The organism is Acinetobacter guillouiae CIP 63.46, from assembly GCF_000368145.1.
In the GTDB taxonomy this organism is placed as follows: Bacteria; Pseudomonadota; Gammaproteobacteria; order Pseudomonadales; family Moraxellaceae; genus Acinetobacter; species Acinetobacter guillouiae.
This window is the reverse complement of record NZ_KB849283.1, coordinates 1,168,721-1,191,925: the sequence shown is the minus strand read 5'-3', so window position 1 is coordinate 1,191,925 and position 23,205 is coordinate 1,168,721. Positions and strand designations below refer to the sequence as shown.

The 23,205-nt window shown below is 36.9% G+C and carries 17 protein-coding genes; all 17 read left to right on the top strand.

All coding sequences use genetic code 11. The features are described 5' to 3' along the window. The first annotated feature begins 12 nt into the window (after positions 1-12). Positions 13-1,923 carry an IucA/IucC family protein gene (locus F981_RS10755; protein ID WP_016539716.1) on the top strand — a complete coding sequence of 637 codons (1,911 nt, stop codon included), beginning with the start codon at positions 13-15 and terminating at the stop codon, positions 1,921-1,923. A 4-nt stretch (positions 1,924-1,927) separates the two neighbouring features. After that, a complete protein-coding gene (locus F981_RS10750; RefSeq protein ID WP_228129024.1) occupies positions 1,928-2,779 on the top strand; it encodes a (2Fe-2S)-binding protein in 852 nt (283 codons plus the stop codon). After that, positions 2,764-3,390 carry an RraA family protein gene (locus tag F981_RS10745; RefSeq protein WP_004721412.1) on the top strand — a complete coding sequence of 209 codons (627 nt, stop codon included), beginning with the start codon at positions 2,764-2,766 and terminating at the stop codon, positions 3,388-3,390. Before F981_RS10750 ends, F981_RS10745 begins: the two co-directional genes overlap by 16 nt. A 21-nt stretch (positions 3,391-3,411) precedes the next feature. After that, positions 3,412-4,035, top strand: coding sequence for a GNAT family N-acetyltransferase (locus F981_RS10740; RefSeq protein ID WP_004721409.1), 624 nt, complete (start codon positions 3,412-3,414; stop codon positions 4,033-4,035). A gap of 148 nt (positions 4,036-4,183) precedes the next feature. Continuing rightward, entirely contained in the window at positions 4,184-6,385 is a 2,202-nt protein-coding gene (locus F981_RS10735) for a TonB-dependent receptor (protein WP_004721408.1), read from the top strand. Positions 6,386-6,932: 547 nt separating this feature from the next. Then, positions 6,933-10,517, top strand: coding sequence for a type VI secretion system Vgr family protein (locus tag F981_RS10730; protein ID WP_004721405.1), 3,585 nt, complete (start codon positions 6,933-6,935; stop codon positions 10,515-10,517). A gap of 69 nt (positions 10,518-10,586) precedes the next feature. After that, positions 10,587-15,584: an RHS repeat-associated core domain-containing protein gene (locus F981_RS10725; protein WP_004721404.1), complete on the top strand. Its 4,998-nt coding sequence runs from the start codon at positions 10,587-10,589 to the stop codon at positions 15,582-15,584. Continuing rightward, positions 15,581-16,048, top strand: coding sequence for a hypothetical protein (locus F981_RS10720; RefSeq protein ID WP_004721403.1), 468 nt, complete (start codon positions 15,581-15,583; stop codon positions 16,046-16,048). The genes F981_RS10725 and F981_RS10720 overlap by 4 nt, the downstream gene beginning before the upstream one ends. A gap of 282 nt (positions 16,049-16,330) precedes the next feature. Beyond that, the gene (locus F981_RS10715; protein WP_004721402.1) at positions 16,331-16,795 is read left to right on the top strand and encodes a hypothetical protein; all 465 of its coding nucleotides are present in this window, start codon (positions 16,331-16,333) and stop codon (positions 16,793-16,795) included. A 56-nt stretch (positions 16,796-16,851) separates the two neighbouring features. Continuing rightward, positions 16,852-17,286 carry a hypothetical protein gene (locus F981_RS10710; protein ID WP_004721401.1) on the top strand — a complete coding sequence of 145 codons (435 nt, stop codon included), beginning with the start codon at positions 16,852-16,854 and terminating at the stop codon, positions 17,284-17,286. Positions 17,287-17,383: 97 nt separating this feature from the next. Continuing rightward, complete coding sequence (locus F981_RS10705; protein ID WP_035371578.1) at positions 17,384-17,824, top strand: hypothetical protein; 441 nt, start codon at positions 17,384-17,386, stop codon at positions 17,822-17,824. A gap of 208 nt (positions 17,825-18,032) precedes the next feature. Continuing rightward, complete coding sequence (locus F981_RS10700; protein WP_004721399.1) at positions 18,033-18,473, top strand: hypothetical protein; 441 nt, start codon at positions 18,033-18,035, stop codon at positions 18,471-18,473. A 366-nt stretch (positions 18,474-18,839) separates the two neighbouring features. Next, a complete protein-coding gene (locus F981_RS10695; RefSeq protein ID WP_004721398.1) occupies positions 18,840-19,292 on the top strand; it encodes a hypothetical protein in 453 nt (150 codons plus the stop codon). Beyond that, entirely contained in the window at positions 19,289-20,440 is a 1,152-nt protein-coding gene (locus tag F981_RS10690) for an SEL1-like repeat protein (RefSeq protein WP_004721396.1), read from the top strand. The genes F981_RS10695 and F981_RS10690 overlap by 4 nt, the downstream gene beginning before the upstream one ends. A 111-nt stretch (positions 20,441-20,551) precedes the next feature. Further along, entirely contained in the window at positions 20,552-21,274 is a 723-nt protein-coding gene (locus tag F981_RS10685; RefSeq protein WP_004721394.1) for a tetratricopeptide repeat protein, read from the top strand. A 21-nt stretch (positions 21,275-21,295) separates the two neighbouring features. Next, a complete protein-coding gene (locus F981_RS10680; RefSeq protein WP_004721392.1) occupies positions 21,296-21,790 on the top strand; it encodes a hypothetical protein in 495 nt (164 codons plus the stop codon). Positions 21,791-21,974: 184 nt separating this feature from the next. Beyond that, positions 21,975-23,159 carry a hypothetical protein gene (locus F981_RS10675; RefSeq protein WP_004721389.1) on the top strand — a complete coding sequence of 395 codons (1,185 nt, stop codon included), beginning with the start codon at positions 21,975-21,977 and terminating at the stop codon, positions 23,157-23,159. Positions 23,160-23,205: the final 46 nt, after the last annotated feature.

Here is a 23,205-nt window from a genome sequence, read left to right as displayed (position 1 = left end):
GGGGATAAACGAATGAATACCATGGTATTTTCACCTGCCGTTTCAGGGCAGGAGATATTGATGGATTTGGTCAATAGCCTACTTGCTGAGCAATATATTTCAGAATCGGAGATCCTGACAAAGGATCAGGCTCAACGACTATGCAGACAAAGATTTCAGCATGGCTTTGAATCACTTTTCGACAGTTATACAGTTGGGGAGTGTTTTGCAGTTTTATTTAATTCTGCACAGACTGAGTGTTTGATTCTACCGCTGAAACAGGGTTTGAAACAGCGTTGGCAGATGCATGTTGGAGCATCGATCTATAAGCTTAGCATGGACGAAGCACAGGGTTATCATGTTCAGAAATTAAGTGCATTGCAGTTATTTGACTTCATGCAGCAATTACACTGCTTCAACTCTGCTGATGCATCAAAACTGGCAGATTTTCGTGCAGATTTAAAACAGGCAATGTTGCATGCAGAATTGTCTCAGCAACATCAGTTGTCCTCCTCAGAGTGGTTAACGCAGCATCCCGCAGACTTATTTATACAGCTGGAGCAGTATGCCGCTTTGCGAGATCGCCCTTATCATCCGTTGGCCAAGTTAAAGGACGGTTTTAGTTCCGATGAATATCAGTATTTCAGTCCTGAATTTGCTCAGGATATGAATGTTCACTGGGTTGCAGTAAATAGAGAAAAGTTGGTCTATGGGAAGGATGTTACTGAGATCAGCAGGCAGCAACCTGCTCGTATTTTTCTGAACGCGGAACAGTTCCTGATGTTGAAACAGGAGTGTGATGAAAAAGCGCTGGGGGATGGTTATTTGGCGATTCCCTTACATGCGTGGCAGTTCAAGCATGTGCTGTCTGACAAATTTTCTGAAGAGTTGCAACATAAGGACATTATCCCCTTAGCGTTTCAGTCCAGCGGCTGGTACGCCAGTTCGTCACTAAGAAGCCTTCTTTCAGCGTCACAGCCACAGGATAGTCTAAAATTACCACTTGCAGTTAAGTCTTTGGGTTCATTGCGTTTTTTACCGATTGTCAAAATGATCAATGGGCAAAAAAATCAGCAACTGTTACAGCTCGCTAAGCAAAAAGATGAGGTATTGAAAAGACGTCTGTGGTTATGCGATGAAAATCAATGGTGGGCTTATCTTCCGGAGCAGCAGGATAATTTAACGCCAGATAATTTAATGCTGTTCAATGAACGTCCGATGCATCTCGCAGCACAGCGCCGAAGGATTCCTGCTGAGTTGTTACAAGCACCTTATCAGATTATTCCTATGGCTAGCTTAGGGCAACTGATGGATGGGCAGGGATGTGTATTTGATCTGATTCTAAAATGGCAGAATTTAACTGTTACACCACAGCATATCTGCAATATTTTTGCTGCATTATGTCGTGATTTCTTTGAGGTAAATTTGCGCCTGTTCCGTCTTGGTCTGATGGGCGAAATTCATGGTCAGAATATCTGTATTGTACTGGAACATGGGCAGTTCGCTGGTTTCATGCTCCGCGACCATGATTCTGTTCGTATTTATCAGCCATGGATGCAGCAGCAGGGCTTGCCTGATCCTGAGTACCTGAGTCCACATGATTTTCGTATTACGTTGTACCACGACAGCGTGGAAAGTTTGATTCTCTATCTACAGACACTCGGTATACAGGTCAATCTGGCCAGTATCTTGGAAACTGTTGCAGAGTTCTATCAGATTGACTCGGCGGATTTATGGCGTGTATTGGCTCAGCAGTTACAGCAAGCACTGGATGATGTGCCATTTACGGATACGGCCCGGGCTGAATTAAAGCATATCCTATTTGATAGTGAGTTGTGGCCATATAAGCAACTGATCCGCCCACTACTTGAACAAGATAATAGGGTGGGAAGTATGCCAAGCAGTATGGGAACTGTGCCGAATGTATTCAGGAGTGTTGTTTAATTTCATGAATAGAGAAAACTCAGGTGTGCAGTCAAAGATTGCAGTATTGAATATTGGGTCTGATTTTAAAATGACAAAATCTGATATATCAGTACTTAGGCAGTTGCTGGCTGAACGCTTGAATATTCAATTTGATGTACTGCCTGTAGAGGGGCAGCAGATACTGAGTTTTACTGATCTGCTAAATCCCTCTGCATGTTTGATAGCATTAAATGATTTTAGTTCTCGCGTGGATGCAGTGAATTTAACCTGCGCTACATCCATGTTCATTAAATACTGGGCTGTCCCTCTGTTATTCCCATATTTTTACGCACTGACTTCTGAGGATATTGATTTGCCATGGGACTTATCCTGTATTTCCACAGGATTGCCTCCTGACTGGTATTGGGACAGAACACTGCATCTGATTAATCTGCCCCAATTACAGCATGGCGTCAGTAGAAAACAGCAATCTTTTGAAGGATATGTGCGATTCATACTGGATGACCTGAAAAAGTTATTTGATGCCCTTGCCCGTACAGGGAAAGTACAGAAATTTTTGTTGTGGGAAAATACTGCATTACGAATTCTGCAATTTTACGACATGATGAACAGAAAAGGGGGTAACCAAGCTTTACTCAGCCGTATCCAGTATCAACGGCAGTTTTTGATAGATTTGCCTGCAGCTGATCTAGGCCTAAAACAAAACCCATTTTATTTACTAGATCAGAGTCGGCCGCAATCGTCCACGACCTATCAACGTAAAAAATGCTGCTTTTATTTTCAGTTACCTGAAGCACAGAAAGAATATTGTGCAAGCTGTCCATTACTAAGACAGGATGAACACAGAGGTCAATACTCATGCAAGAGCAGTTAAATAATTTAATCCAGAGTTATGCAGATATTGCCAGCTCAACCATTGGTCATGTACTGGACCAAGGGCATTTACCACAGATTCATGCGATTAACCAGATTGGGCATGCTGTGGGTCGGGTGCGTACGGCTACAGTGCATTCAGTCAATGGTATGGCACTGCGTCAGGCTTTGCTGAACAGTCAGCCGGGTGATGTACTGGTCATTGATGCGCGTCAGCTGGAACATCGTGCCTGCTGGGGAGAACAGCGACATCGCGCTGCCATATATCATCAGCTTGCCGCTGTAATCATATTGGGTGCAGTAACGGATGTAACTGCTTTAAGAAACATGAAGGTCCCCGTTTTTGCTTCATCGGTCAGTTGTCTGACTACACGTCAGCAGGGAGAGAGTGTGGTGGAGTTTGACCAGCAAATACAGATGGGAGATACCTGTATTTCCTCTGGCGACTTAATGGTGGGAGATGCCGATGGTGTGTTTATTTTGAGTCCAGATATTGCCCGTCATCATCTCGAGCAGTTTCAGCAAATGGAAATCCAAGAACGGCAGAAACGGGACCAGTTTTTCAGCGAACATTCAGCACAGGATTATTATCACTTTACTGCATCTGCATGAAATTGAATTGAGTAAATATTTATGATGACATTATCTTCACAGCTGTTGGATGAGTTCCATTACGAGGAAAGAGGAATAGCTTATGGATTAAGGGCTGTGCAACTTCCGCAGGATTTTCCATTATTGTATAAATGGATGCATGAACCTCATGTGATTCCGCAGTGGCAGCTGAATAAACCAGAGCTTGAACTGGCCGTTTATTTTGAAAAGATGATTTGTGATGATCATCAGCGTTTATTTATTATTACGATTGAACATACAGATGTCGGTTATCTTGAGATATATGAAGCCAAGCGCGATCGACTGGCACTTTATTATGATGCTGATGACTCTGATCTGGGCTGGCATATTTTACTCGGTGAAAAACATGTGCTTGGGCAAGGACATTTCAGAGCTGTCATGCGCATGATGAGTTATTTTATTTTTGAAAATTCAGCTGCCAGTAAAATTGTGGGTGAGCCGGATGAAAATGTAAAATCTTATGCCTATATTGCAGAAGATATTGCTTACCAAGCGCAGAAAAAAATAAAAATGTTGGAAAAAACAGCAGTTCTATATCATTGTTATCGAAATGAATTTTACTCACGCTGTGGACGTTATCGGCAAGGTGATGGACTAAATGAAACAGAAATGAGAGTACAGTAAAATATAATAAATCAACAACTTAATTGTTTTTTATCTCGAATATGCCAGAACAGGTTTGATATACACCATCGGAATATTATGTTTTACATCGGTAATAATAATGATTATTATTAGCACTAAAATTCAGGCCTACAACTGAGGAAACAGGATGCGCCTTTCCCAATTCAGCTTATGTGTTTTATCTATTGCAATCAGTAGTCAGTTATATGCGCAGGATGAAACCTCGAATAATCAGACACCAGTTAGCAATGCTCAACAACAGGGATCTGTCCAGAAATTGCCACAGATCGTTATTACAGCAACCCGATCAGAAAAAAGCATTGCAGATATTGCAGGGACTGTACAGAACATCAGCGGAGCAGAGGTACAAAAACAGGCTGGGGCAGGGCGAAAAGTGGCAGATGTTCTTGCTCAACTGGTTCCTTCACTGGCGCCGTCTAGTGGTACTGGAAGTAATTATGGTCAGACCATGCGAGGCAGAACTGTACTGGTGATGATTGATGGTGTATCTCAGACGGGGTCGCGTGATCCTGCGCGCCAATTGAACAGTATTAGTCCGGGGATGATTGAACGGATTGAGGTCATTTCTGGGGCAACCAGTATTTATGGTTCTGGTGCAACGGGTGGGATTATTAATATCATTACCAAACGTGCTGACAAATCGAAACCACTGAGTTTTGAGACGAAATTAGGGATAACCTCTGCTGATAATTTCCGAGGAGATGGTCTGGCTTATGAAGCGGGTCAGAGTGTTTCTTTCAGCAATGATAAAATGGATGGTTTTCTTGGTGCGAACTATACCAGTCGAGGATCATTATTTGATGCGAATGGGGATCGAATCGCAACTGAACCCAATCAGACCAGCCGTAATGATACAGATACACTAGATATAAATGGGCGCCTGAATTTTAATTTGACTGACACACAAAGCTTGAGTTTTGGTGCGCAGTATTATAAGGATAAGCAAGATACTCGTTATCTACCTGATTATGGACCGAACTATACCATTGCTAAAGGGCCACAGTCTGAACGAGCAATCAAGGGACTGGAATTAAGTAATCAGCCATTTACGGATCGTTATGCCTTTAATACCCAATATCAAAATCAGGATGTATGGGGGCAGACGGTAAATTTGGAAGCCTATTATAGAAATGAAAAAGGACGTTTTTTCCCAGTTTATGCTGGTGGCGCGACGGTAAATCAATCGCAATATACGGTTGATGTGGCAGGAATGCGGTCTACAGTTCAGTCTGATTTTAAGCTTGCAGCGCGTGATCTTAATCTGACCTATGGTCTGGATTATGACCGGGAAAAAGATACTCAGCATTATGACGTATTGTCTGTCAGCAATAACGGTATGGTTTACAAGGATACTGGTAGAAGATTAGATGCTGGTCCAGATACTGTCATTCAAAATATCGGTGCTTTTTTACAGGCAGATTATCAATTAACGGATCGCTTTAATCTACAAGCGGGAACGCGCTATCAATATATTAAGGCAGATACAGACGCTTATACACCTTCTAGACAAACACAAAGCGTAGCGAGTGATTCAACAAATGCTGACAAGTTTTTGTTTAATTTAGGCGCAGTTTATAAACTTACTGATAATCAGCAATTATTTGCCAATTTCTCTCAAGGATTTAGTTATCCAGATGTATTACGGATGTTGCGTGATGTCTCAATTCTGACCGTTTCAACTGCGAATATAGAACCACTAACCGTCAATAGTTATGAACTGGGTTGGCGTCTGCAAGATGATCAAAAACTTGATTTAGGAATTACTGGCTTTTATAACACATCTGATAAAGTCATTCAGTTCAATGCGGACCGTTCTGTCAATATTGCTGATACTGATCAGCGTGTTTACGGTGCAGAAATGACTGCGGCATATCCAATTTTGGATGATTTTAAAATTGGTGGTACGTTGGCTTACACCCGTGGACAATATAAGGATGCGGCTGGTAATTGGCGTGAGTTAAATGCTTATCAGGTATCTCCAACTAAGGGAACTATTTTTGGTGAGTGGAATAGTGATGATGGTTATGGATTCCGTGTACAGATGCTTGCTGTAAAAGGAACTGACAAAGCATTTGAAGATGATAAGGTTGCGGTGAACAGTGATAAGGTGGTTCCAAACCGTGCTGCAAAAATAAAGGGTTATGCGATTATGGATACCCTAGTGAATTTCCCTGCGTATAAGGGGCGGGTGGATTTTGGAATTTATAACGTGTGGAATAAAGACTATCGCACGGTGTATAGCCAGCAGTCAGAAATTACCTTTTCCCCTGTGTCTAGTATGCGGGCACAAGGGCGGACCTTTGGTTTGAGTTATACTTTTAATTATTAATTGATGTTAGCTAATAAAAGCTGGTGCTGAGTGTTTAATTCTCACTTATCACCAGCTTTTTTATTATTTATATAAAACAAATTCTTAACCAAAGATAAGTATCAAGTGTCGTCAAAATTTAAAACAATAGAATGGATCAGCTATTTAGCGGATTTTTTAGCCATATTTGTAGAGGTCTATTCTATTTGAGTTGTTGTTGCACAATTTGAAATGAATAAAAATTCAATGAGTACATGTTGTATCGCCCTAATTTTGGTTCAAAGCTGTTTAGTTTCCCCATACTGTTTAAAACGCATTATGTGAATTGACCGAATCGAAATAAAAATAGTCAAACATCAGCTCAGTGTAATAATCGTGTTTTAAGCAAGGGCGTATTTTTAAATAAATATTTGATAAAACAATGAGAAATTTTTATCTTTTATATGAGTTATAATAAAAATAGATGCATTTTTGCTTAAATATTAACCGCAAGATAGACTAGTCTGTATAGACAAAGCCCTAAATTTTTTAGTAGAATACATCACAATTTAAAATTAAATAATAATGCATGTCTAACAATATTTACGCTGCTTTGGAGCAGCTTGGCTTATCAGCACAAAAACGTGCGATCCACGTACAATTTTCTAATTCGGCGTTGAGCCAACAGGTGTTCCTACAACGTATCGATGGAACACATCAAATCAATGAGGGTGTTCGGCTCCAACTCATCTGTCTTGCAACGTCAGCAACTATCCCTTTAAAAAGCTTTATTGGAACTCAAGCTGCAATTGATATCGTCACAGATAAATCCGAATTAACCCGTATTTCAGGGATTGTGACCCAAGCCGATATTGGCGCATCTGATGGTTCTCTTACTATCTATCGTTTGACTGTAGAAGACCCAACAGCACTTTGGAAACATCGTAGAAACTCTCGAGTATTTATGAATAAGTCGGTTGTGGATGTGATCCAGACCGTGTTTCAAGAATGGGCACAACGCAGCCCACTGTTTGCCTCAAGTCTGAGTCTAGATAAGAGTGGCTTAAGCAAAGACTATGATGTGCGTCCATTCATTATGCAGGCATCTGAAAGTGACTTTGACTTCCTGACCCGTTTGATGAGAAGTGAAGGGATTAACTGGCTGATCGATGAAGCACAACTTAAAGTGTCGAGCTCAACAGAACAAATTCAAGCACAAAAGCTCCGTTTAATTGATGACAATTCGCAATTTAGTGCCCTAGAACGCCGCAATATTCGCTTTCATAGAAGCAGCGCCGTAGAAAAAACTGATTCAATCACCAATTTTATTGGTCAGCGTTCCATTCAACCGACTTCGGTGCATATCCAGCGTTGGCAAGCTGATGTATTGGATATCGATGAAGGCGCTGGCAGTGTCCAAAGTAAACACAGCCATAGTGAAAATTATGACAATGCCAGTTTAGCTTTAGAACAAGCATGGCACTTTAGTCCTGCATGGATTCAAGACTTGAATGGCGAAGATGGTGTAACGCCATCGGGCAACAGTCAGATTGAAAAGTTTAATCAAAACCTCAGCAACTATTATGATTCACAAGCGAAACAATTTACAGCAACGTCAACAGTGCGCGATGCACATGTTGGTTATTGGTTTGAACTGAATGAACACCCTGAGATAGATCAACACTCAGGTGCAGACAAAGAGTTTTTAATCACGGCTAAAAGCTTTTATAACCAAAACAATTTACCCAAAGATCTTACCGATCAAGTCACCACTTTAGTTCAACAAAGCAATTGGCAAACAAGTCAAATCACCAGCAACACGAGTGATGAACGTCAAGCCAGTAATTTAACCATTCAACGTCGTAATATCAGCACGGTTCCAGCTTATAACCCATTACAACACCGACCGATTGCATCACCACAACGGGCCAAAGTGGTGGGGCCAAGCGGAGAAGAAATCCATGTCGATGAATGGGGGCGTATTAAAGTTCGCTTCCTGTTTAGCCGTAATGAAGACAATACCCATGATGGCGGTGCGGGTTCTAATGACAATGACACAGATTCCGCTTGGGTCGATGTCCTGACCCCGTGGGCAGGTGAAGGCTATGGTGCGCGGTTCTTACCGAGAATAGGAGAGATTGTTGTTATTGATTTCTTTGATGGCAACATTGACCGTCCATTTGTGGTTGGGCGCATCCATGAAGCGCAACGTCATCCAAGCAAGTTTGATGACAAAGGCAAACTGCCTGACACCAAGAAACTGGCAGGAATCAAAAGTCGAGAGTATCAAGGCAGTGGTTACAATCAACTGAGGTTTGACGATACTACTGGCCAAATCAGCAGCCAGTTACAAAGTAGTCATGCCGCCAGCCAACTCAACTTGGGCAAACTGAGTCATCCTAAAGACAAAGCGGAAAGTGATGATCGTGGTGAAGGCTTTGAGCTGAGAACTGACCAATGGGGAGCAGTTCGAGCAGGGCAAGGCTTACTACTTTCAACCTATAAACAAGACCAAGCTAAAGGTGATCACCTTGATTCAGAGCTTGCCAAAAAGCAACTTGAAGGCAGTCAGACCAACAGTAAAGCTTTAAGCGATATTGCCAAGAATCAAAAGACGGATGAAATAGAATCGATTGAGCAACTCAAAGCTTTTGCCGAAGAAATTGAAAAAGATGTTGCCAAGTATAAAAAAGCCATCATGTTACTCAGTTCTGTTGATGGGATTGCCTTAAGTACCCCTGAAGATATCCATCTTTCAGCCACAGGCATCATTAACCATACTGCGGGCGATAGCATCAACTTGAGTACCCAAAAGAATCTTTTGGGGCAAGCTTTAGGCAAAGTGAGTCTATTTGCTGCTCAAGGTGGCATTAAAGCCATTGCAGCGCAAAGTAAAGTTGAAATTCAAGCGCAGTCAGATGCTTTAGATGTATTTGCCAAACTGGGGATTACCATCTCATCTACAGAAGATCGGATAGAAATCAGTAGTCCAAAAGAAGTGTTGATTACTGGTGGTTCATCACAGATTGCCCTAAATGGCTCAGGGATTTTCCCCAAAACAGGTGGGAAATTTGAGGTCAATGCTGGGCAGCACAAATTTAAGCCGGGTGCCAGTGTCAGTAAATCAGCACAACTGCCGCCATCGAATCCGCTCAAAGGCGCACTCGACTTATTAAAAAGCTATGGTGGGCAAGACTTCTTTAAACAAACCGGCTTTAAAGTGATTGACTCATTTGGCAAGCAAGTGTCTGGCAAGCTGGATGGCAATGGTTTTGCCCAAGTGACAGGTATTGCACCTGGCCCTGCCAAAGTTGAATTTGAAACGGATCCACGGAGTGCATGGGATAAAGCAAGTCATTTTAACCGTGATTATACTTGGTCAGAAGAAGTGGTCGGTGGCGCCACAAGTTTTGCACAAAATGCTTTAAATTCAGTGGGGCAAAATATGATGTCCCAACTCAAAAACAATTTATTCTCTTTGAATGCTGACTCATTGAAAGATATGGGCAAAAACGCTTTAAAAGACTTAGGCACACAAAGCTTGGGACAATTTAAAGAACAATTTACTCAAAGTGCATTAGGTTCCGTCTCTTCAGCATTGAATTTAAATTTATCTCCGTCACAGATGATGAATGTGGGCCAGATGATTGCTAATCCAAGTCAATCCCTACAAAACATTAAAGATCAAGGCATCGATTTCTTTAAAGACCAAGCCTCAGCATTGTTTGCTCAACAGACCAGCGGTTTAGTTTCTAATATAACTGCTGGAACAGGATTTGGGTCGTCACTGGGGCAAGGTTTTGTTGCAGAGTCATTTGGCGCTGCTCAAAATGGGTTAGATGCCCCAGTGAAAGTGGTGGATGATTTTATTAAAAAAGATGAATATTTCTCTCGCTTCTTAACCTATAGCATTACCACTCGAAAAGGCGATGCATCAGTACCCACGATCCCGCAAAATATTCCTCAACAAGTCAGTCAGCCTGCGCCAATTTTGACTCAACAGACTCCACAAGCGACAGCACCTGTCGACGTGAGAAAACCGCAGTCGATTTATGATATGGATAAGGATGTGGTACGGATGGATCTGGAAGAGTCTCGTTATGTCACCAAACAAGTGACTGTGCGGAAAACGGCTGCTGAACAACCAGATGTATATAACGCGCGAAATAAATAATTGAACATTTTTTTGAATTTTAATTGATTGAAATTAAATTAAAAATTAGAACGTATTAAGGTTAAGTTTATGGCATTTATAGATAGTAAAAATCAGACCGCAGGGTCAAATACACAGCAACAACCAACCGCTAAAGAGACCAAGCCAGCGGTAGAGTTGGCAGTATTTAATTTGGCCAGTCTGACGCATACAGAAGACCATAAGTTTATCGCCCATCAAATCCAAAACTATTTACAGGCTTGTGGAAACACCAGCCTAGAACAGATCAAAGCAAGCGCCAATGTACCAACAGTCGCCAATATCTTTGCATTATCCGGTAGTGTTTTGGATTTAATTCTATTTGCTACAGAACCCAAACAAGCTGAGGCAGGCGTACAACAATCGGCATTGTTAAGCATGAACTTAATCGGTTTATTTTTACAACCGAATACAGAAGCACATGTGCGTATGGCTTTACGTCCAATGCTGGGTTTAATGGCCGAATGTTTATACCCAGCCAATGGCAAAATCAAAGAAGCTGATTTACGTCGTATGCAGCTACACTTAAATGCACAGATGGCAGGCGATTTAGAAAAATTCCTACAAGAAACACAAAGTAAATTATCAGGTTTATTGTCGAGTGCTACGACACTAGGGACTTCAATTCTCCAAGCTTTTAGCAGCAGTGCTGTAGCTGGATTGCCCAGCGTTGCTTCAGCGGGAGCAACAGCTGAAAAACGTGATCCAAGCAAGCAGTTTAGCAACTGGGCACAGCCATTGATTGATTTGTTGGGTACACCTGCACAAGCTGATATGACAGCAAAGATGACCCCGAATATCGCAACACGATTAACAGAAGAAGTGCTTAAGGCGACACCACAACTTACTACAGTGATTCAACAACAAAGCAATGCAGGAACTCAATATAGCCTTGCTTGGTTGATTCAAGAAACCCTAAAAGCCATCCAAACTCAAGGTAAAAAAGCCACAGCCAGTGTGCCGTTAAACCAAACAGGCGAACATGAGCAGCATATCAATGGTGATATTTTAGAGTTTGTCACCTTACAACCTGATGCTTTAAATGATCCGAGTTGTGCAACCCAACAACCCGATTCATTACCGAGTGATTCAGCAACGACACATAGTATTAGTTATGCGATTGGTGCGGAGCGGGTTAATCATTCAGACTTTTACTTGCCTAAAGTTGGTTTTACCTTTAGTCGTCAATATAACTCTCAAATGAATGAGTTTGACCACAGTATGATCGGCGCACGTTGGATGATGCCATTTTCCAATGTGATCATACAAAATCAAAATGGGTATTTATTTATTGACAGCAATGGACGTAAACATCAGCTGCCTGCTTCGATCGTCTATGAAAAATATTACGTACCCTTTGAAGGCTTTAGTGTCGCGCCACATGACGATGGAGATTTATTGCTGAATTTTGGTTCAGACTGGAATTTCCATTTTCATAGTTTTAATGCTGGAAAACATTATCACCTCGTTCAACAATTTAATGATCAGACTGATGAAAAAGTAGTACTGACCTATTTATTGTTTGAACAATTTGCCTATTTACAGGCGATTGATTTTCAATTGAAGCGCGCTAAACACTTAGTCAAGTTTGCTTTTAATGAACAAGCCAAAGTCATTGCCGCATTTGTCGATGAACAAGCGGAAGCATTGGCACGTTATGAATATGATCAACAAGGCAATCTGATCAAAGCCATTGATCAAAATGGACATACACGCAGTTATGAATATAACCATGCCCATCAATTGACCCGTTATACAGATCGTACTGGACGTGGGCAAAATATTCGATATGAATCTACCGCACCCAAAGCCAAAGCGATTGAGGAATGGGCAGATGATGGTAGTTTTAAAACCCGTTTAGAATGGCATCCACGTTTGCGTCAGGTGGCAGTCTATGATGGTTATGAAGTTCCAACCTATTATTATTTTGATTTAGACGGTTTTACCTATCGTACTCGTTTAGCCGATGGTCGTGAAAAGTGGATATCTCGAGATAGTCAAAAACGGATTACTCGACAAATTGATTTTGCAGGCTTAGAAATTGAACAAGCTTATAATGAACTAGGTCAGTTGGTGAAAATTGTACAGTCAAATGGTGGCATCATCCTTTTTGCCTATGATGAAAATGGTAATCTGACTGAAACTAAGGACCCAGAAGGCAATATCTGGAAAAAACAATATGATGCTGATGGCAATGTCAGCAAAGACATTAATCCTTTAGGACATATCACCCAGTATAAATATAATAATGATAATCAATTGGTTGAAGTGATTGATGCCAAAGGCGGCTCAAAGAAAATTCAATATAATGATCTTGGGCAGATGGTGTCGTATACCGATTGTTCAGGGAAAAGTAGTGCTTGGGAATATGATGCAGACGGTACACTGACTGCACAAGCCTCTGCGGATGCACAACAGGTTCAGTATCTCTACAGTACTCAAGGTAAAGACCGAGGGCAGTTACAAGCAATCATTTATCCTGATGGATTAAAAGAACAATTTGAACATGATGAAGAAGGGCGTTTACTTAAGCATACCGATAGCAAAGGCTTAATTACCCAATATAAATACAATCAAGTCGGACTATTAGAACAACGGGTCGATGCAAATAGACACCAAATCGGCTACCAGTGGGATAAACAAGGTCGAATTCAAAAACTAAGCAATCAAAACCATGCCGAATATCTATTTGACTATAATCATTTTGGGCAATTGGTGCGTGAACAAGCCTTTGATGGTGAAGAAAAGCACTTTACATATTATGACAATGGATTTTTATTTCAAATCCGCCAACCAAATATTCTGACTCAATTCGGCTATCATACGGATGGTTCGATCGCGTCAAAGACTTATACCCATTTGCAGACTCGGCATAGCCAAGTTGAAGAGTTTGAATACAACTTAAATAACCAACTCAGTAAAGCGACCAATACAGAAAGCCAAATTCATTTTTATCGCAATCAACTTGGACAATTGGTACGTGAGCATCAACACTATAAAGTAGCAAATCTAAACCCACTGACCGCAGTATTACGTTATGAGTACGATGAATTGGGGAATTTGACTCAAACCATTCGTCCTGATGGGCAAGTACAAGCCAATCTAAGTTATGGATCAGGGCATATTTATGGTATTGCTTTTAACCAACAAGATATGGTGGCATTCCAACGTGATGATTTACATCGTGAAACCACACGATTGCTTGCCAATGGTTTAGTGCAAACTAAAAATTATAATGATGTGGGCTTACTTAGCTCACAAATCATTCGCCCAGAGCAAGAAACAACGGATAGGGTACAATTTCAAACAGAACGTCATTATCACTATGATAACAACTATTTGCTGACTCAAGTCGATGATAGTCATCTAGGAAAGTTAAATTACCAATATGATCCAATCGGGCGTTTAATCAAAAGCCAAAACCCATATAAGACTGAAAGCTTTAGTTTTGATCCTGCGGGGAACTTAATTGATCCGATTGCCACACAAGCTGCGCAAGTGAAAAATAACTTGATTAGCCAGTATCAAGGCAAACATTATAAATATGATGCACAGGGTAATGTGATTGAAACCACTCAAGCAGGTCAGACTTTAAAACTCACGTGGGATAACTTAAATCGTCTGATACAAAGTGACAGCAATGGTCAAATCACAGACTATGGTTATGATGTTTTTGGTCGCCGATTATTTAAGAATAACCAAACAGACCACAGTTTAACCTTATTTGGTTGGGATGGTGATCTAATGATATGGGAGTCATATCAAGCAAACCAAAATCAATCAAAACAGCAAGACTACACCAAACACTATGTCTATGAACCGAATAGCTTTGTACCGTTATTACAGACTGGTTATACAGGCTTTATTCAGTTGATTGAAACACCTGACTATCGTCAATTCCAAAATGTACCTTATTCGATTTATAAAGACCCTGTATGGAAAACTGAAACCAGAAAGAACAAAGCTAAATTAGAACGTGTTGCCTTTTACCACTGTGACCAAGTCGGTACACCACAAACCTTGAGTAATGAGTTAGGCGAGTGTGTTTGGGAAATAAAACAGGATACATGGGGCACAGCTTTAGAAATTAATACAACAAACCAAGACAATCCATTTGAACAAAGTAATATCCGTTTTCAGGGGCAATATTACGATAAAGAAACAGACTTACACTATAACCGTTATCGTTATTACGAACCGTATAGTGCAAGGTATGTGAGTAAAGATCCGATAGGATTATTTGGAGGATTAAATAATTCAGCTTATGTAAGTGATCCAAATCAGTGGGTGGATCCGATGGGGTTGATGGCTGATAAACAATATTATGATTTTGATAAAATAAATAGAGAGTTAGATGCAAAAAGAAAGCAAGATTATCTTAAAGCAAAAGCAAAAGTAGAAAGCACGACAGTTGGAAAATTAGATAAATGGGTTAAAAATAAATTCGATGCAGTTCAAAAAGGACATGTTAATTTTCCATACAATTCAAATAGTTCTGGTAGAGATCGTGAATTGGATCAGATTGATAGAGTAGGTAAATGTATATTGGAAAATACTTGTACTTTGGATTATGCAATATGTTCTGGCGGGGTAGGGCCACTATCAGCGGGAGCTGTTGTTAATTTGCATGATGGAAGTGTTTATCTTACTCAGGGGATTAGCGGTACAGCAATTCCAAACGATATAGCAGCAATGTTGAATAAAAAAAATTTAACATCTTTACAATTTGCAAAAGGTATTTATAAAAGTATAACTGCTAAGGGAGGAGGGTGTAGCTTTGGTTATATTACAAATAAAACTAAAGAGGATAGAGAAGATATCGCTCGTTTTGTAAATAATTGGCTTCCAGGTAAAGGCGTGACAACAACAGTTGGATTTAGGGGAGTAACTGGTGGCGTGACCATTCCAGAGGCTGAAAAATGGTTTAGTCCAACAGCTAAAGTAGGTATTGAGTTTGGTGCTGGGACTACAACCTTTGATATGTCAGAGACTAATACAAAGAATGCGAACTTTAAACTAGAGTTTTTGAATAAGGATAAGAAAAAATGAAATGGATTAATTTTGGGCATCTTATTGTTTTTATAATATTAATAACTTCGTGTGTGAATACTAAAGTTTCAAAGGATGGGGCGTATTCCAAAATTATAATTGATAAATACTTTAGAGTATATGCTCCTGATGAGTATATTTCCATAAATAAGCCAGAAAATAAATATTCAATAACAAAAATATGGAAGGCTAGATTGTCATTAATTGAATATAAGAAAATTGATATTCAATTAAAAAAGGATGGTTGGAAATTAATATCTAATAAAGATAATTTTTACGAATATTGTTTTGGTGAAAAAATTTATCTTGGAGCTTTATTTCCTGAAAAAGATATATATTATAGTTTCATAGGTCATGAGGTTAAACCATCTAGCCAAAATAATTGGGTAATTTTTCTTGATTATAATGAAAGGAAAGTTAATGATTGTCGTAAAGAGAAGCTTCCAATCATAGAGTTAGAGTAAATTAAAATATTTAGAAGTCTTAGTGATATTTAAATTTAATGATTCTTATGTAATATGGTTAGCCATTTTTTATAAATAGTGGCTAATATTGTTTTTGTGAGGTTTTTTAGTTGTTTGTGAGAAATATTATTTTTAAAGGAGAGTGTGTTGATGAAGTAGATATATTAGTGTAGTTGTTAAAAACTGATTGAATTTTTTATTAGATTGATTTGAGTATCTTGTAATATTTTTTATATTATAATTGTTTGTTAGGTTTAACTTGAATGTGGAAAATAAGGTGAAATGAAAGTTGGTGTTTGGATTAAAGTCGGTTTATTAATAATTATAATTATATTTTTACAAGCATGTAATGAAATAGATAGTTCTAAAAGCAATGAAATTGAAGTTGAGAAAGAAATTTCTTATTTATTTGATGGCTATAATTATGATTTAAAGGTAGGAATGCAACGAGGTTTTGCCAACTACTATAATTTTTTTATTCCTAAGTCTAATTTATCCTTGTCTAATTTTGAAATGATAAAAAGTAGAATAGAGAAAAAATGGAAGTTGGTTTATACATCTGAGGATCAGTATGTGTATTGTTATGATCGGTATAATCAAATGACAATTATTTATCCAGAGAAAATGGAATATTATGATAAGTTTGGGCAAAAATTATATATGAAATCTAGCTTGTTGGATCAATGGAATATAGGTGTTATTTATAAGAAAGAAGGAACGTCATATTGTAAGCATGTAAAATTTTGAATGGTTTTTTATTGAGAAAACTAAAATAAACTTTGGATAAAATTTATGGATTTAAAATGAATAAAATATTCTTTTCTATACTAGGATTATCCTTTTTTTTAGTGTCTTGTGTAAATAATAATTCACACAAAAATAAGGTCGATATTCAAGAGTTTTCAAAATTGGTTTTTAAAGGGTATAAATATGAGTATGAGCCTGGGATAGTGAAGCCTAATGCTGAAATTTCTAATATTTTGATATCCAAAGATAATATGAGTAAAGTTGATTTTTTTGGTGTTGAAGAAAAGATAATAAAAGAAGGATGGGTAAGAAAGGATGTTTATAATGGATTATATATATATTGTAATGGTGTTTATAATAAATTAGGAATTTTATATCCAGAAAAGAATGAATATTTTGATAGAAGTGGAAGTAGAGTTGTCTTTGGTGATTTTAATGATTGGTTGATTTATTATGTATATAATGATGATGGTGTAAATGGTTGTAAGTAATTTGTACGGAGTTTTTATTTAAAATTATTAGAAGTATTTAAAAAAATAATTTTCTGGTGTTTAAAGGGAATTTAATTCAAATATGAGGTGTAATATTTTGAAAATAGGTGAAAATATAAAAACACTGTTCTGTATTATTTCAACGGTTAACTTGATCGCGTGTACAGCAGGTCTGAGACCAGATAATTCAGACAAGTATGCTTTTGATGATAAAATGATCAAAATATTGGGTTCTGATATTAAAATAAGAAATGCAATAAATAAATCTCAAACACAGATTTCTAATGTTGAACTTTCTAAGGATTCAAAGAAACTTGATGAAATAATAAAACTATTGAAACAAGATGGATGGGTGTTCAAAGGACAGGGTAAAGGCGTTGATACATATTGTTTAGGTAAAAATAATAGTATTAATATTATAACAGCAAATTCAGGTCCTGTAATTGGTTATCAGGGTTCAATATTGACTTCTGGTGATTTTTCCGTAAATACAGTTATATTTTCATATGTTAATTCTGGAGTTAATGAGTGTGAGTAGTTTATTTTCTTATGTTTAAATTATAAATTAGTTTAATAACTTATATAATCAGCTTAGTGAAGAACTGAGGATTGTAGTATCTTAAAATTCAGGCTACATGTATTTAAGTGTATTATAGGTTAAGGTATGATTTAAACAAGGAAAATAAAAATTTATAATAAAAAAGTTCAAAAATCAAAGGTAATTAGTGTAATAAGGAGAGTAGTAAATGAGAATATTTGAGATTATAAAAATGCTCTCTTGTATGAGTTTAGTGTTGGTATTAATTGCTTGTACAACAGGTCTTAGACCAGATGATTCGGATAGATATCCTTTTGATGATAAAATGATCAAAATATTGGGTTCTGATGTTAAAATAAGAAATGCAATAAATAAATCGCAAACACAGATTTCTAATGTAGAAGTTTCTAAGGATTCAAAAAAACTTGATGAAATAATAAAGATATTAAAACAAGATGGATGGGTACTCAAAGGACAGGGTAAAGGCGTTGATACATATTGTTTAGGTAGGAATAATCGTATTAATATTGTAACTGAAAATTCAGGTCCTGTAATTGATTATAATGGCTCAGTGTTGACTCCAGGAGATTTTTCAGTAAATGGCGTTGCGTTTATGTATCTAATTTCTGGTGTTGATTCCTGCAATTAATCTATTGATTTTAACTTTTTAAGTGTGGATCACTTTTTTAATCAGCTGTTTAGGGGGGGGCTGTAGTTAATAGTTTATATAATTGATAACTTTCAAATGAAATTAACGACTGATCTAGTATAACTCTTTGGAATTTTAGAACGGGTCTAGCCCAACCCATAAATATAGATTGGTTAAATTTAACAACGCTAAAAGTAATTGAAACAGGGTTGAATACTTAGAAAGTAGATTAAGATGGAGAGTAAATATATTATTCAGACAAATTCGTGGTAAATTTTTAAAAAGGATAACAATAGGCTTAATTGGTTATCTTTTAGGAAATAAAAATAAGTATATAAATTTTATTTATTTGAACGAAGAGATAAAATGAATCATCGTATTTTTTATATATTTTTAAGTGTTTTTCTATTTTTAGTTATCTATATTTTAGGCTACATAGGTTTTGTTTTGTCTGAAATTAAAGCAATTGGCGGTAGTGCCCAATGGGGAAGCGTTAAAGTGCTATTACTTCAAAAGGCTCCAGATAGAATCTGGATTAGTATGTTCTATAAAGAAATACATATGATTAAAGAAAAAAAAGAAAGTGATAGAGTAGATTTCTATTATTCAATAATTATATTGGGAGGAGATGCTTTTATATATGATGCTGAGGCAGAAGCAATATTGTATGAGTATATTAATGAGAATGATAAGAAAATCTTATTGGAAAAATTAAAAAATTTCATAAAAACAGAGGGTTATAATGAGTTGAGTTATGAGAACAAAAAATTAATCAATAAAAGAATTAGCAATTTCGAAAATAACAAGGCAAGAAAATGAATAAATTATTGATTTTATATTTGATAGGATGGTTAAGTGGTTGTGCAAACTCAAAAGTGAGCATTGCCGAAGAGAAAAATCCAAATATAATTTCAATCCCATGTGAAATTGCAAATGAGTATGGCACGATCAAATGTGGACTGATCCCAATAAGTCTAAGAAATGAAGTCAATCAAAAATTGATACCAAATTGTCAAATAGACTTTGAAAATTTTAATGATAATAGTAAAAAGTGCTTAGAACAGAATGATAAAAGGCCTGCTGATGCCTATATCTTAGGAAATTTAAAATATTATGGAGAGTTTTATGATAAAAATGAGGCAGAAGGATTAAAATATATCGAATATGCTGCAGAGCATCAGAATCCTCAAGCAAAATTCTGGTTAGCTAAAAAATATGAAGCAGAAGGTAATATTAATTCCGCAACTATATTAATAAAAGAAGCAGCTAATCTAGGAAATCCTCTGGCAATACATAGTTTAGGTGCAAGATATAGCAGAGGGATTGGTGTAGATAAAAATTTAGATCAAGCATTATTATTATTGAATCAATCGAAAGAATATATTCCTGCTTCTTTTTCAGAGATAGCTTTGATTGAACTCCAAAAAGGTAATATAGAAGGGTTTGTTAAATATAATAACATTGCAATTGATAAAAAGTATTGGTTTTCTTATGCTGATTTAGCTGTTTTATACTTGGGAGAAATGACAAATCTTGAAGGTTATCGTGATTTGGATAAAGTTATTGATTTATCGAATAAATTAATAGAACATAATGTTGCTATAGGGTATGCATTGAAGGCTAGAGTATTACAATATAAATCAGATGGAGTTGCTAATCCTGAGATTTGTGATTTGTATAAATTATCTTTTGATAAAGGTTATTTATCTGCTGGTTTAAGCGTTGGTTCTGAATATTTGTTAGGTAATAATTGTTCTAAAAATTATAAATTAGCATTAACTACTTTTAATTCACTATATAGTCAGTCAGATAAAGACATAAAAGTTGTAGCAGCTTCAAATTTAGGTTATATGTATTTAAATGGATTGGGAGTTAATCGTGATTTAAATAAATCAAAAGAATATCTAGAATATGCTAAAAACTATGGATTTCAGCCTGCTATGGATATGTTGAATAAAATCCAATAAATATTTAAAAACAGCATGTAGCCTCTAAATTACTTTATAAAGTGACAAATTTTATATGCCAATGAATGAACCTGTACATCTAATAAAGATATAAACATTAGGACAACGATAATGCTAAAGAAAACGCTCTTTATATTGTTAAGTAGTACAATTTTTTCAGTACATGCAACTCCTGATTTTTTAAGCTATAAAAATTGCAGTCCGCTAAATTTAAGTGATGCAAATTTTAGTCTTTCATCGAAAGAAGTCTTTCCTGAATATTCATACATCACTAAAAATTATAACTTTTTGACGTTACCGATTTCAGATCATGATCAACGCTACTGTTTAATTATCAATAATAAAAATAAAGTGATTGTGGATGCTATTCCAACAATGTTAAGCGATATGTGTGCTGGAAAGTGGGATAAGCAAAAGGATCTACCTATTTGGGAGGCTGATGTAGGTGGGGGAAGAGGCGCAGTTGTTTATATGAATTATTCAACAAGCCAAAATTTAAAGAAATTGAAAAAGTCTGAGAAATTAGAAATAAATGAAATAATCAAAAGCATAAATTGCCAATTGCCTGTATATAGCAAAAATGATGTTCAAGAGCTTAATGATTCTGCATTTTATTTATATAAATTAGGCTATTATAATGAATCTTTAAACATTTTAAACCGTGTTACAAAGCTAGATCCAAGTAGAGCAGTAGCTTACTTAAATATAGCCGATATTTATGTCGCAAAAAAAAACGAACCGCTCGCAAGGAAAAACTACGCTCTATATTATGCAGAGATGAAAAAATTAGGTCTTTTAAGCAAAGTGCCAAATAGAATTAAAAAATACTTATAGTTTGTTTTTTTTTTAGAAGTTATGAAAAAAATTATTAAGTCTATTCTAACCTCATTTCTAGTGTTTTGGCTGGCTGCATGTTCAAATACAGATAAAGCAGAAATTATTCCTGATCGATTTAAGAATTTTATGAATATATATTTTCATGGCTATATTTATGAATATAAGGATATTAATGCTCGTGGTAATCATAATTATGGTGAGCAATATGCATTAATTAAAATTAAAAAAGCAGATTTAAATCGCGATGAAATGAAAAATATTTATAAAAAACTTGAAGATGGAGGGTGGAAATTAGTCGAGACTAATCATGATAATTACGTTAATTTTTGCTATGGAGAAGATTTTTCTCTAATTATTTTATATCCATTAGGAAAATTCGCAAAGACTCCAGCAGTTATTCCATTAAGCTATGATGACATTAATTTCTTGCAGATTTCTGTTTATAAAAGTATATCAAAGTTAGCTGCATGTAATCAAAATTCAAACGATTTTATTGATTTTAAGACGGTTTGATTTGAATCGTTGTCATAAGTTTGGTTTTCAATAAAACCTAAAAATCGCAGCTTTTTACCTCCTTATCGTGATTGAATCAATCCGTATTAAACACAGTCTGTAAATTCCGACTTTATAGTTTGCCCATTGTTTGTTGTACATAAATTCTTCATTTTTATATGAGGTTAAACAAGGATGTACAACAATGAAGAAGTTATTTCTATTTATAGGTTCAATGGGGCTTTTGGTCAGCATGCCTAGTTTTGCAGCAGATTTAAGTATAGGTGACCCTAAAACAGAATCAGGTGAACTTAAACTTTCAGGCGCAATCCGTACCCGATATATGTACAAAGATTATATCGTTGAGGCAAATGAAGGTTCTAAAAATAAGGACTGGCAGCTTGCAGATATTAAAACAGTATTGAGTTATGAAAATCCAAATTGGATTGCCTCATTAGATCTACGCTGTTACCAATACAGCCGCTTATGTGACGGATTATTTCTAAAAGATGCTTGGGCTGGGTATAAAACTTCAGACCAACAACGCTTTACCGTGGGCTTTCAATCAGTTGATTTTGGATTTGGTCGACTGTGGGGTAACAGTTATTATGAAACCTTGCTAAATACCGTTGGCTTAGAAGATATTCAAAATCTAGGTGCGAAGTATCAGTTTAAAAATGATCAATACAATTTTATTTTAGGCTTTTATCCAACAGATGGTGGTAACTATACAGGAACATCCAAAGACGCAAGTCGCTATAGTGGTAACTTCGTTCAAGCCGATGATTTAAGCCAAGGCACAGATATTAATGAAAAAAATATGTGGGTGACGCGCTTATCTAGAAAATTTGAGCTAGACCCAGCGCAAAAGTTTTCAACTGAGATAGGTGGTTCATTCTGGTACTCAGATCTGGAAAATAATCGAACCCAACAAGATGGTCATCGAAGTACATGGAATATATTTAGCACCACCAATTATCAAGCTTGGCAATGGTTGTTTCTTGCTGGTAAACAGAACATTAAAAATGCCGATAATCTTCTGCCAAATAGCTCAACCATCGGGGCATTTGATTACCCCTACCAAGTGGCCAATAAAGGCAAATTTATGGCCAATGAAATTAATTACACTTTGGCTCAACCCTTTTATCAGTTAGAAAATATTAAACCTTATCTGTCCTATAGCCGCTTCTTTAAAGATCAAAAGGACTATCAAGATTCAGATCGTTTAATTGCTGGGGTGTATTTTAATTATAAAGCAGTAGGGATTCAGGGCGAATATATTTGGAGTCGTAATGATCCAATGACAGGCGGCAGTGCAAACGGTCTTGCACAAGGCGACAGTAATCAGTGGAATAAATTATTTTACTTATCACTGGGTTATTACTTCTAAAATTAACATTGAAGATCAACCAGTCTATTTAAAATAGGCTGGTTCT